Source organism: Mucilaginibacter sp. GW821-FHT07H05, from assembly GCF_059418485.1.
Map to the genome: position 1 here is coordinate 384,432 of NZ_JBWKPY010000004.1, position 13,198 is coordinate 397,629.

Genomic DNA, 13,198 nt, shown 5'->3' on the forward strand with positions numbered 1-13,198 from the left:
GCTTATGTGCAAATATGCAAATTGACTTATTTGTTAATTAATTCATGAAGATACGCATCTGCACATTTGCACATCTGCATATCCGCACATTAATATTTCCCAGACAATTCCTTAGCTACTGTTTCCAGTATGCCGGTGATGTTGTCGTCCAGTTTACCTGCTTTTAATCCTGCTAATACTTCAGGGTGGCGCAGTTCAAGCTGGCTGGTATATTCAGCCTCAAATGCCTTGATCTTGTTTACAGGCACGTTACGCATCAGGTTTTTAGTACCGGCGTAAACAATAGCTACCTGTTTTTCAACCGATACCGGTGAGTACTGGCCTTGTTTCAGGATCTCCACATTACGCTGACCTTTGTCAATTACGTTCTTGGTTGAAGCATCCAGATCTGAACCGAATTTAGAGAAAGCCTCTAACTCGCGGTATTGCGCCTGGTCAAGTTTCAAAGTACCTGCTACCTTTTTCATCGATTTAATCTGCGCGTTACCACCTACACGTGATACCGAGATACCTACGTTAATAGCCGGACGAACACCCGCGTTAAACAGGTTCGACTCTAAGAAGATCTGGCCATCGGTGATCGAGATTACGTTGGTTGGGATATAGGCAGATACGTCACCCGCTTGTGTTTCAATAATAGGCAAAGCGGTTAACGAACCACCACCTTTTACCAAATGCTTGATCGACTCAGGCAAATCGTTCATCGCCTGCGCGATAGAATCGTTTGAGTTGATCTTAGCGGCACGCTCTAATAAACGGCTGTGCAGGTAAAACACGTCACCAGGGTAAGCCTCGCGGCCCGGTGGACGACGTAATAATAACGACACCTCACGGTAAGCTACCGCTTGTTTAGACAAATCGTCATAAATGATCAGCGCCGGGCGACCAGTATCACGGAAGTACTCGCCAATAGCAGCACCCGCGAAAGGCGCGAAGAACTGGGTTGGTGCAGGGTCAGACGCGTTAGCGGCTACTACAATAGAGTAAGCCATAGCGCCGTTCTCAGTCAGCGTACGAACGATGTTCGCAACTGTTGATGCTTTTTGACCGCAGGCAACATATATACAAATTACAGGCTCGCCTGCATTGTAAAACTCTTTTTGGTTGATGATGGTATCGATACAAACCGCTGTTTTACCAGTTTGGCGGTCGCCAATTACCAGCTCGCGCTGGCCACGGCCAATAGGGATCATCGCGTCGATAGCTTTGATACCGGTTTGTAGTGGCTCGGTTACCGGCTGGCGATAGATAACACCCGGGGCTTTACGCTCTAAAGGCATTTCATAAGTTTCGCCAACAATTGGTCCTTTACCGTCAATAGGCTCGCCCAGTGTGTTTACCACACGGCCCAGCATACCTTCGCCTACTTTAATCGAGGCAATTTTATTGGTACGTTTAACAGTATCGCCTTCTTTAACGCCATCAGATGCGCCCAGCAATACCACACCCACGTTATCTTCTTCCAGGTTTAATACGATGCCTTGTAATGCATTATCAAACTCAACCAGCTCACCTGATTGTACTTTTGTTAATCCGTAAACGCGGGCAATACCATCGCCTACCTGCAATACAGTACCTACTTCTTCTAACTCAGTTGCTGACTGAAAGCCCGACAATTGCTGACGCAGGATTGCCGATACTTCGTCTGGTCTAACCTCTACCATTTGTTAATTTTATTTAGTGTTAGTTTTAATTTATTGTACTACCCTTTGGGCAAAATCTTTCTTAATTGTTTTCAGGCTGGTGCTTACGCTGGTATCAATCTGGCGGTCGCCAATGGTCAATACAAAGCCACCTATCAGGTTAGGATCAACCTTGGCATGCATTACTACATTGCCGCCGGTAATTTCCTTTACCTCTGCTGTCAGTGCCTGCAAGTTCTCGGCCGATAAAGGCGCAGCGCTTACCACTGTAGCGTTAATAATGTGTTTGATTACGTTATACTGGTTAACAAACTCCAGCGCGGTTGGGAACAGAATCTGCGCACGGCTTTTGTTTACCATAATATCAAAAAATGATATGGTAACCTTACTTACCTTCTCGCCAAAAATAGCATGCAGGATACTTTTCTTTTTACCATGCGCTATAATAGGGTTGCGCAAAACCGCCTGAAGCTCTGTACTGGCTTTAAGGGTTTGTACAAAAAGCGACATATCCTCTTTCACCGGCTCCAGGGCTTTTTGCTCCTGTGCAAGATCTATCAGTGATTTGGCGTACCTGGTGGCAACTGTTAATTCAGACATTCTCTTTTATTAGATGTGAGATGCGAGATATGAGATGTGAGATTATTTGTCAAACAGTGTATCTTCTGTCTCAAATCTCAAATCTGATATCTCAAATCTCTATTTCAATTTCACTTCTTTTAATAGATCGCTCACCAGTTGATCCTGCTTGTGGGCATCCTCAAATTGTTTGCGTAATATCTTTTCAGCAATTTCAATAGAAAGGCTGGCTACCTGGTTTTTCACATCAGCCATAGCAATCGCTTTCTGGTTGTTAATCTCTAAGCGTGCATTTTCTATCATGCGTGCACCTTCTTTTTGGGCAGCGTCTTTTGCTTCGCCTACTATCTGGTCTTTCAGTTGCTTGGCTTCGGCTAAAATGATATCGCGCTCGGCACGGGCTTGTTTTAACAAAGCTTCGTTCTCGTTAGTTAAACGCGACATTTCTTCTTTAGCTGCTTCTGCTTTAGACAGGGCTTCCTCAATAGAACGCTCGCGCTCGGTAACTGCACTTAAAATTGGTTTCCATGCAAATGCACGTAAAATAACCAATAGTATCAAAAAGGATATAAGTGTCCAAAAAATTAAACCTACCGCGGGTTGAACAATGTCCATATGATTATGATATAGATATATTAAAAATTCAATTTCAATTTTTAAAAACATGACCCGGGGCCAATCGCTCCGGTGTCATGCTTTTGTTTTTTTGCGTAATCCGCAGATTACATCAATGCAACTACCACAGCAAACAGAGCCACACCTTCTACAAGGGCTGCAGCAATGATCATGTTAGTTTGGATCTTAGAAGCAGCTTCTGGCTGACGGGCAATACCTTCAACAGCTTTGCCACCGATTTGGCCGATACCGATACCAGCACCGATAACTGCTAAACCAGCACCAATTGCACCAAGTTTGCTCAAGTTAACAGCAGCTGTTGTTGCAGCTTCTGCAATCATTCCGATCATTCCAATCATTGTTTGTTAATTTAAAACGTGTATATATAGATAATTAATAATTCAAAAAATTAATGATGCTCATCAACCGCCATCCCGATGAACAGCGCGGTAAGCATGGTAAAAATAAACGCCTGTAAAAACGCTACCAGTAATTCAATACAATCCATAAACACTACAAACGGTACCGATACGGTGGCCATCCAGGTGGTTTTAAAGATGTATATCAGGGATATTAAGCTTAATACAATAATGTGGCCTGCCGTAATGTTAGCAAACAAACGGATCATTAAAGCAAAAGGCTTTGAAATGATACCGATAATCTCCACCGGAACCATAATAGGATATAACCATAGCGGGATATGCGGCGCAAAAATATGCTTCCAATAATATTTATTACCGCTAACGTTAATTACAATTAATACGATGAACGATAGGGTAAGCGTTACCGCGATATTACCTGTAAGGTTAAAACCACCGGGGAAGATCGGGATCAAACCCAACAGGTTATTGATCAATATAAAGAAGAAGATGGTAAGCAGTAACGGCATGTATTTAGTATGCTTTACGCCGATGTTAGGGATAGCCACATCATCGCGCACAAACAGGATAATTGGCTCTAAAAACGATTGCAAACCTTTTGGCGCTTTACCAACACGTTTTTTATAAGCCGATGATACACTGCCAAATACAATGATCAGGATGATCATACCCATCCACATACTGGCTACGTTACGGGTGATAGAAAAATCCCACACTTTTTTAGTAGCTGCTTCATCTACTTTACCGGCGGCATCAACCACTTTCACTTTATCTTTCTCTAAAGCATAAGTATAATGTGCGCCCTGGTAGGTGTGCAGCGCGGCTTCTTCGCCATGCCCTTCTTCCGCTTTTATTTTTGCCGAAGAAAATATTTCCAGCCCCTTATCAGTATATAAAATAATAGGTAAGGGTAAGGAATGTTCGCCTAAAATCGTCCACGAGTGTGAATCGCCAATGTGTTCGAAAATGATATCCTTGGTATCAACCTCTTTTTTGGGTGCCTCAGCGGTGTTTTCCTGGGAAAATCCGATGGCCGGAAATGCCGTCAACAGTATAAAAAACGCAGAAAAGAGCGAAAGTTTAAAATTTTTTAAGTTCAAAATCGAGCCGTTATACATCTAAATGAAGTTTTCTACCTTAAATTTTGGTTGCGCAAGTTACGCAACAAACCATAAACTTCAAAGGCCGTATTTAAGAAATATACATAAAAAAAATCGGCCGCGAAAGCGAACTTATTTACGTGGTTTTTTCGCAAAAAAATCAGCACAAAAAACAGCGTTCCCAGTATCTTAACCGTGGTTGAGGCCAAAAAAGCGGGCGCTACAAACTCACTGCTTTTTTGCCCCGCTACTATTACAGTCACAATAACCAGCAACGTAAAAACCGATAAATACCCAAATAATAACCAAAACCGGGTAATAATATATGCTGTTTCGCCCAAGTATATTAATACGGCGGGCGGTATGGCTATCAACAATGCAAATACAAGATAGCCGAAGATGATGCGGGAGAGTTTCAATTTTTTACAGATCTGATAACAAGGTACAGGGAAATAAACACACCGGCAAGCGACATTGCCGCTGTAACCCACTTGGTTTTATGCGCCGCCGACTCATCAATTTTATAACCGGCATAAGCCATTATACCAATAATAGCGATCATCTGGAAAGCCAGTCCGGTAAACTTGGCATAGGTACTGCCTTGTTTGCCTAAATTATCCGGTTCATTTTTAATCATGTGCAAATTTATGCAAACCGTTGTATTAGTATTTAGTAAATTAGCAATACTTTTATAAAATTCCGATTTTGGCTTTGAGGCAAGGTGCAACCATATATAGTGTAAAACTTTCAGGGTTTATATTTTTAGCATTGCTGCTCGCATCCGGCTGTTCGCTTGAAAAAGAGAGCGGCCTTAACCGGAGCCTGCAAAACCTGACCGCGCATTATAATATCCTGTTTAACGCCAACGAACTGCTGCGCCAAAAGCAGGAAAATTACGAGGCCGGGTACATTGATGCCTATAACGAATTGCTGAGCGTTTACCAGGATACCGCTGCCCATAGCGCAACAACAACCGATAAAGAACTGGATGCCGCCATTACCAAAGCCAATACCATTATCAGCGTAAAAGAACAAAGCCATTATATTGGCGATGCCTACCTGGTGTTAGGCAAGGCCAACCATTTATATGGCCGTTACTTTAATTCGGTGGAGTTTTTCAGGTATGTAACGCTTTCGTTCCCAAAACAAAAGCAGCTGGTGCAGGAAGCGCGGGTTTGGCAGGCGCGCTCGTTATTATACCTTAACCAATTGCCCCAGGCTAAGGAGGTGATCGATTCGGCCCTGAAAAACGTTAATCCTAAAAAGAATATTACTGCCGATGTTTATGCTACCGCCCTGCAATACCACATGAACATGGGCGAATATATCGAAGCTGAACCCATGGCCAAGCTGGCCGTTAAATATGCCAACACTAAACAGCAGCGCCTGCGCTGGACATTTATACTGGCGCAATTACAGGAGTTAAACAACGAACCGCAGGATGCCTACCTTAATTATAGCAGGGTGGTAAAAAGTAACGCGTCGTTCGAGATGGCTTTTAACGCCGATCTGAACCGCATCCGTTTAGAGGATAACCGCGCAGGCCGCAGTCTGAGCCGGATGGACAGGTTAAGGCGTTTGCTGCGCGATGATAAAAACCAGGACTTTATCGATCAGATCTATTACCAGATAGCTTTGCTATACCTTGCAGACAACGACATAGATAATGCCATTAAAAACCTGCAGCTGTCTGTCCGCTACAGTAATAAAAATCAAAACCAAAAAGGCCTCTCCTACCTGCGTATGGCCGATATTAACTTTAAAAACAAAGGCGATTATGTAAAGGCTAAAAAGTATTACGATAGTACACTGCTTAACCTATCGCCCAATTATCCTAATTATACGCAGATCCAGAAGAAAAGTAATAACCTGCAAATACTGGCCGACAGGCTGCAGATCATCGGGCACGAGGATACCCTGCAAACACTGGCCAAACTGGACGAGGCCGACCGTAATGCCCGTATTGATGAAATGGTAGCCCGCCATACCCTGCAATTACAGGCAGCCGCCAGCAACCAGGCGCCCGATCCATTGAATAACAACTATAATAATACCAGCGTTGCTAACAGAAGTACATCGGGTGGCAGTACTTTTTACTTTTATAACCCGGCATCCATTAGTCAGGGTTTTACCGATTTTAAACGCGTTTGGGGTAACCGTAAGCTGGAAGATAACTGGAGGCGCAGCAAACATATCAGCGGCGATATGACTGCTAATACATCAAACCTGAGTCAGAATACCGACCCCGACGCCGTGCCCAAACAAATACAGAAAAACACCGACGAAATATCGGCCGGTAATTATCGCCAAAGCCTGGTGCAAAATTTACCGCTTAACGCGCAAAAGCTGGAGCAAAGCAATAAGCGTATATATAACGCCTATGCCGATATCGCCGGTTTTTACCGCGATATACTGGATGATAAAAACGAGGCTATTGAGGCTTACCAAACCCTGCTGAGCCGTTACCCGGACGACCCGAACAAGCCCGCTGTATATTATAACCTTTACCGCCTATATACCGAAACCAACAACCCGGCTAAAGCCGATGAATATAAAAACCTGCTGCTGAAAAATTACCCGGACAGCTTATATGCCAAAGTGATCCTCGACCCGGATTATAACCGCCGGATAGATGATAAGGACGCCGGATTTAACGCCTTATATAATCAAGTGTATGATCTGTATGCTAAACGTAAGTATAAAGAAGTAATAGCCAAAGCCGATAGTCTGCTACAGATCTATCCCAACCAAAAACTGGCCGCGCAGTTATCTTACCTGCGCGCCATATCCAACGGCCACCAGGAAAAGTTTGCCCCCTTCCGGGATGAATTGCTGGCCATAACCACCAAATACCCCGACGACAGGCTGATCACTCCACTCATCAACCAGCATATTGTATATATAGAGGCCAACAAAGTAAAAATGTCGGCCCGCGAATTTGTGCTGATGGATACCGACCCATCCGAAGAACCCTTTATCCCCGCTACCGTACCGCAACAGGTTATGGCAAAGGCGCCGGTACAAAATCAGCCACAGCAAAAACCTGCAGGACAAAATCAACAGGTGCAGGTTATACCTCCGCCTGCTGCTAATTTGCCCACAGCTCAGCAACCGGCTAACAACACTTCCGCAGCAGTAACTCCGCCGGTTGTAAAAAGTATATTCTCCCTACGGGATAGCACCAACTATTATTTTGTGGTGAATGTGGCCAGCGGCACAACTAATTTATCGTCATCGCGTTTTGGTATCGGGCAGTTTAACCGGGCTAATTTTAAGGGCGGCGCTATATTGCATCAGCTAAAAAATGCAGGGGCCGATAACCAGCTGATATACGTAGGCCGGTTTTACAGTATCGGTACTGTAGAGGACTACGCGAGGGCTATTATCCCGCTGATGCCGCAAATAATGAAGGTACCCGCAGATAAATACAGCTTTTTTATCATAACACAGGAAAATCTGGATAAATTAGCGGACAAAAAAACGTTAGACAGCTATATTGACTTCTATCAAAAAAATTATTAGAACATGATTGTTAAGAAAGGCCAAAAGTCAGCCTCGGGGCTTAGCTCCCAAGATATAAGAAGATATAACCGCACCATCTGGAAAATTGTAATCGGCGGCTTTGCCATTGTTATCCTGTTGTTTGTGGCTGTTGGCTTCGGCCTTTTTGGCGAAATGCCCACCTTTCAACAATTAGAAAACCCCAAAAGCAATCAGGCATCCGAAATTATATCCGACGATGGGCATACCCCACTGGGCAGCTACTATTATCAAAACCGCTCGCCGGTAACTTATAAGCAATTACCAAAATGCCTGGTTGACGCGTTGGTGGCTACCGAGGATAGCCGTTTCTACAATCATTCGGGTATTGATTTTAGCAGGGTATTCACTATTGTATTATATAATATGATAGGTAAAAAACAAGGCGGCAGTACCATTACCCAACAACTGGCCCTTAACCTTTTCTCGGAACGCTCACATAATAAGATGAAACGTTTAGTGCAAAAATTGCAGGAATGGATTACCGCGGTAAAATTAGAGCGCCATTATACTAAGGAAGAGATTATTGCCATGTATTTCAACACCGTAAGTTTTGGCGATTATAACACATTTGGTATTAAATCGGCCGCGCTTACTTACTTCCATACCACGCCTGATAAATTAACGCCAGACCAGGCTGCTGTATTAGTAGGAATGGTAAACGCACCTGCCCTGTATTCGCCGGTGAGGCACCCCGACAAATCCTTAACCCGTCGTAACTTTATATTAGGCCGAATGGCCGCCGAAGGGTATTTGAGCGACGAACAGGCCAATACTTTTAAAGCCAAACCATTAGGCCTTAATTTCCACAGGATTGACCATAACGAGGGTTTAGCGCCTTATTTCCGTCAAACCATTAAAAAAGATATTCAAAAGATCCTGACTGATGGTGGCTATACCAAGTCGGACGGTACACCTTACAATCTTGATATCGACGGCCTGAAAATATATACTACCATTAATGCAGATATGCAGCAATATGCCGAGGAAGCGCAAGCCAAGTACATGCGCGATCTGCAGAAACAGTTTAACCAGCAATGGAAAGGGGTAAACGTATATAAACGCGTCCCTACTTTTAAGCACCTGGTTGATAATGCGATAAAAAGATCCGATCGTTACCAGATGTTGGAAGCACAGGGAAAATCCGAAGAGGAAATAATGGAGGATTTCAACACGCCAACTTCGCTGGAAATATTTACGTGGAAGGGCAAAACAGATACCATTATGAAGCCTATCGACTCCATCATATATTATAAGTTACTGCTGCGCAATGCCCTGATGAGTATGGACCCAACTACCGGCCACATAAAAGCATGGGTAGGTGGTATTAATTTCGAACATTTAAAGTATGATCAGGTTAGGCAGGGTGCACGGCAGGTAGGTTCAACAGCCAAGCCTTTTACTTATACCAAGGCTATTGATATGGGCGATTCGCCCTGTATGCAGGTAAACAATGTACCCGATACCATTTATTACGATGGACAGTCCTGGGCCCCAAGGTCAGCACCAACCGGAACAATAGCCGGCATGATCACATTACGTACAGCCCTGGCAAATTCACAAAACTGGGTAACCGCTCACGTAATGAAAGAGGTTGGCCCGTTACCCGTCGCCGAACTGATAAAAAAAGCAGGAATCACTACAAACGTTCCGGCGGTGCCATCTATTTGTCTGGGGTCTTTCGATGCCAGCGTTTTTGATATGACCGGTGCATATGGCATTTTTGCCAACCAGGGCATATGGACGCAACCTACTTACTTATTAAGAATCGAAGATAAAAACGGCAACGTAATCTATACTCACCACAATGCTGTTAAACAGGTACTCAACCCACAAACGGCCTATGTAATGAGCTATATGCTAAAGGGTGTAATTGAAGAGGGAACAGGACGAAGACTACGTGGCAAATATGGCTTAACCAACCCAATAGGCGGTAAAACAGGTACTACAAATGATAACTCAGACGGTTGGTTTATTGGCATTACACCGCAATTGGTTACCGGTGTCTGGACGGGCTGCGAAGACCGCGATATCCACTTTAATAACATCAACCTGGGCGAAGGCGCTAATTCGGCCTTGCCTATATTTGCCTTATATATGCAAAAAGTGTATGGCAACACAGCCCTGGGTATTAAAAAGAATGTTGACTTTGTGAAACCGGCAAACCTGGATATCATTACCGATTGCAGCGTTTACAACCAGCAGGTACAAGCACCCGCCACGGCTGATAAGAAATTAGGATTCTGACGAAGGTCATTGAGTCATTGGGTCATTGAGTCATTTTTTTGTATCTGTCTTAATGACTCAATGACCTAATGACCTAATGACTCGATACATATGTTCGATTACAGGGAAGCATTAAAGAAAATACCTCATAAACCGGGGGTTTACCAGTATTGGGACAGCAATAACGAGCTGATATATATTGGTAAAGCCAAAGATCTGCGCAACCGTGTGGCATCCTATTTTATTAAGGATACCCAGGTGAACGGCAAAACGCGGATGCTGGTATCTAAAATACGTAATATCACTTTTACGCTGGTTGATACCGAGATTGATGCCTGGCTGCTGGAAAACAGCTTGATTAAAAAGCATCAGCCGCGGTATAATATCAACCTGAAGGATGATAAAACCTATCCCTGGATCATCATCAAAAACGAGAATTTCCCGCGCATTTTCTGGACACGAAAAATCATCCGCGATGGATCAAAATACCTGGGGCCATACGGGTCTGTTGGGATGATGCATACCATCTTAAGCCTCATCCGCGAAACCTACCCACTGCGCACCTGCAATTTACCCTTAACCCGGCAAAATATTGATGCCGGCAAGTTTAAAGTTTGCCTGGAGTATCAATTAGGCAATTGCAAAGGCCCCTGCCAAAACTATCAGAGCGAGGAAGATTATAACCATAACCTGGAAGAGATCACCAATATACTGAATGGTAAAACAGGTTCGGTAGTGCGGGCTTTAAAAAACGAGATAGAGACGGCAGTAGCTAACCTTGATTTTGAACTGGCACACCGGCTAAAAACCAAGTTTGATGTACTGGAAAACTACCAAAGTAAGTCGACGGTAGTTAATTCGTCTATTACGGATGTGGATGTTTTCAGCATAGCATCCGAGGAAAAATATGCCTTTGTTAACTTCCTGAAGGTGATGAACGGCACCATTACCCAAACCCAAACCATCGAACTAAAAAAGAAGCTGGATGAAAGCGATGCCGAACTGCTGAGCTTTGCCATTACCGAGTTCAGGACGCGGTTTAACAGTACATCGAAAGAAATAGTGGTGCCGTTTGATCTGGAACTGGACGACCCGGCTATTAAGTTTACGGTACCTAAACTGGGCGAGAAGAAGAAACTGCTGGACCTATCGCAAAAAAATGTGATCTTCTTTAAAACCGAACGCATTGATCAGTACGAAAAACTAAACCCCGATGTGCGTATAGACCGTTTGCTTACGCAGATGATGAAGGATTTGCGGATGAACCAGCTACCGCGGCATATCGAGTGTTTTGATAACTCTAACTTCCAGGGCAAATACCCGGTATCGGCTATTGTGGTATTTAAAAATGCCAGGCCATCTAAAAAAGACTACCGCTTTTTCAATGTAAAAACCGTGGAAGGCCCTAACGACTTTGCCACCATGGAAGAGGCCGTTTTCCGCCGCTACAGGCGCATGCTGGATGAAGGAACAGAGCTGCCCCAGTTAATCATCATCGACGGCGGTAAGGGCCAGCTTTCATCGGCTTTAAAAAGCCTGAAACTGCTGGGTATAGAAAAACAGGTAACTGTTATCGGCATAGCCAAACGGCTGGAAGAACTCTTTTATCCCGGCGACCAGTACCCCATGTACCTCGATAAAAAATCGGAGACGTTGAAGATCATTCAGCAGCTGCGCGATGAGGCCCACCGGTTTGGGATTACCGCCCACCGTAAAAAGCGCGACAAAGGCACACTGGTTACCGAATTGCATATTATCCCCGGCATTGGCAAGGTAACCGCAGACAAATTATTGAAGTACTTTAAATCGGTAAAAAAGATCAAAGAAGCTACGCACGATGAGTTGCTGGAAATAGTGAACCTGAAACAAGCCAAAGCCATCCGCGATTATTTTGCAGCGCAGAACGCGAATCAACAATAATAGGTCATGCCGAACTTGTTTCGGCACCCCATTTGCAAAGTCACTTTAACAATTTACCTGTCCTGTGGGGTGCCGAAACAAGTTCGGCATGACTTGATGCACAGCATACCCAACACAAAAAAGCCCCCGCAGTTGCGGGGGCTAACATATAAGTTTATAAGTACTGGTCTCAAATTATTAATACTGCCACAGGTCAAGCTCCCAATCCATCAGCGTTTTCTTAATACGCTGCGATTCGTAAAGCTTATCAATACCCTGGGCGTAATCTTTTATACGCTCGTCTTTGTTGTTAGATTGTTTTACCACATAGGCGGTAAATATGCGTTTCATAAATACGTCGTCGTAGCTAAGGCCGGTGGCGTCGTTATCGCGGTTTACCACTTCCTTGGTAGCCAATACCTGGCGTGCTTCGGGGAAATATATCCAGAAAGCAGGCAGAGGGTCAAGTTCCATACCGGCGCCTGCCTTTGGCTTAATTAGTGGTGCAATACCTATAATACGCGGCTCAAAAACCGAACGTTGTTTATCAAACATCCAGTCTTCCTTTATCCTGAACCTAACAATGCTATCCGGGTTAAATTCGCCAGCCACACGGTTGCTGCTTAATACGTTACCGGCGGTATCCACTTTAGTAACTAATGAACTATCGGCCAAGCGTGCTTTAGCTTCGCCCGGGGTTAAAGGTTTCGAAAAACCGTCGCCTCCCGGATCTTCCTTGGTTGGGTTCGGATCGTAAGCGGTTAATTCGCCAGCGGCAATAGCATCCATCAATACATCAATCAGTCTTGATTTTGGCGATGCCATATAGGTATTCATCTTTTCGCGCAGGTCTATTTCCTGCCACAGGCGCTTAGAGAACACCACATCCGACTCACGCAGAGGGGCATAAGGCGTAACCTTAGCGCTCAGAATATTGGTTTTTTTGTAATAACCATCCAGTGGCCTGTCAAAAGGTTTGGCGGGCAGCGCGGCTTGCTTCTTTGTAGTATCCGTTACTGATGGCTGCTGCACAGGTGGTACGGCACCCTTACCGCCGTTAGCTGCACCCTGGTTAGCGGCGCCCCCTGCATTTTTAGGGGTAGTAACATTTGCACCCTTTTTAGCGGCAGGTTTTTTTACCGGGCGCTTTTGGGCAAAAGCCCCAACCGTAAGCGCACAAAGTAAAATAATTAAAAGTTTCTTTTTCATATCGCTC

The 13,198-nt window shown here is 44.4% G+C and carries 11 protein-coding genes; 3 read left to right on the top strand and 8 right to left on the bottom strand.

Going from position 1 to position 13,198, the window contains the following annotated elements:
* Positions 1-89: 89 nt before the first annotated feature.
* The 7 genes from atpA to AC07M6_RS12855 all read right to left on the bottom strand — a co-directional run bounded on the left by atpA (position 90) and on the right by AC07M6_RS12855 (position 4,954).
* Positions 90-1,664 (bottom strand): F0F1 ATP synthase subunit alpha, encoded by a 1,575-nt coding sequence (gene atpA / locus AC07M6_RS12825; protein ID WP_494889959.1) that lies wholly within the window; start codon positions 1,662-1,664, stop codon positions 90-92.
* Positions 1,665-1,694: 30 nt separating this feature from the next.
* The gene (gene atpH / locus AC07M6_RS12830) at positions 1,695-2,243 is read right to left on the bottom strand and encodes an ATP synthase F1 subunit delta (protein ID WP_494889960.1); all 549 of its coding nucleotides are present in this window, start codon (positions 2,241-2,243) and stop codon (positions 1,695-1,697) included.
* Positions 2,244-2,342: 99 nt separating this feature from the next.
* A complete protein-coding gene (gene atpF / locus AC07M6_RS12835) occupies positions 2,343-2,837 on the bottom strand; it encodes a F0F1 ATP synthase subunit B (protein ID WP_494889962.1) in 495 nt (164 codons plus the stop codon).
* 107 nt (positions 2,838-2,944) lie between these two features.
* The gene (gene atpE, locus AC07M6_RS12840; RefSeq protein ID WP_494890438.1) at positions 2,945-3,187 is read right to left on the bottom strand and encodes an ATP synthase F0 subunit C; all 243 of its coding nucleotides are present in this window, start codon (positions 3,185-3,187) and stop codon (positions 2,945-2,947) included.
* 59 nt (positions 3,188-3,246) lie between these two features.
* The gene (gene atpB / locus AC07M6_RS12845) at positions 3,247-4,266 is read right to left on the bottom strand and encodes a F0F1 ATP synthase subunit A (RefSeq protein WP_494889963.1); all 1,020 of its coding nucleotides are present in this window, start codon (positions 4,264-4,266) and stop codon (positions 3,247-3,249) included.
* Positions 4,267-4,349: 83 nt separating this feature from the next.
* Complete coding sequence (locus AC07M6_RS12850) at positions 4,350-4,736, bottom strand: hypothetical protein (protein ID WP_494889965.1); 387 nt, start codon at positions 4,734-4,736, stop codon at positions 4,350-4,352.
* Entirely contained in the window at positions 4,733-4,954 is a 222-nt protein-coding gene (locus AC07M6_RS12855) for an AtpZ/AtpI family protein (protein ID WP_494889966.1), read from the bottom strand. Before AC07M6_RS12855 ends, AC07M6_RS12850 begins: the two co-directional genes overlap by 4 nt.
* A gap of 68 nt (positions 4,955-5,022) precedes the next feature.
* Here AC07M6_RS12855 and porW point away from each other — a divergent pair, with 68 nt between their 5' ends.
* The 3 genes from porW (at position 5,023) to uvrC (ending at position 12,003) form a co-directional block, all read left to right on the top strand.
* A complete protein-coding gene (gene porW, locus AC07M6_RS12860; RefSeq protein ID WP_494889968.1) occupies positions 5,023-7,839 on the top strand; it encodes a type IX secretion system periplasmic lipoprotein PorW/SprE in 2,817 nt (938 codons plus the stop codon).
* A 3-nt stretch (positions 7,840-7,842) separates the two neighbouring features.
* On the top strand, positions 7,843-10,104 hold the full coding sequence (locus tag AC07M6_RS12865) for a penicillin-binding protein 1A (protein WP_494889970.1): 2,262 nt from the start codon (positions 7,843-7,845) through the stop codon (positions 10,102-10,104).
* Between the two features lie 90 nt (positions 10,105-10,194).
* Positions 10,195-12,003 carry an excinuclease ABC subunit UvrC gene (gene uvrC, locus AC07M6_RS12870; RefSeq protein ID WP_494889972.1) on the top strand — a complete coding sequence of 603 codons (1,809 nt, stop codon included), beginning with the start codon at positions 10,195-10,197 and terminating at the stop codon, positions 12,001-12,003.
* A gap of 177 nt (positions 12,004-12,180) precedes the next feature.
* On the opposite strand, the gene porN is transcribed toward uvrC, so the two are convergent.
* A complete protein-coding gene (gene porN, locus AC07M6_RS12875; RefSeq protein ID WP_494889974.1) occupies positions 12,181-13,191 on the bottom strand; it encodes a type IX secretion system ring subunit PorN/GldN in 1,011 nt (336 codons plus the stop codon).
* Positions 13,192-13,198: the final 7 nt, after the last annotated feature.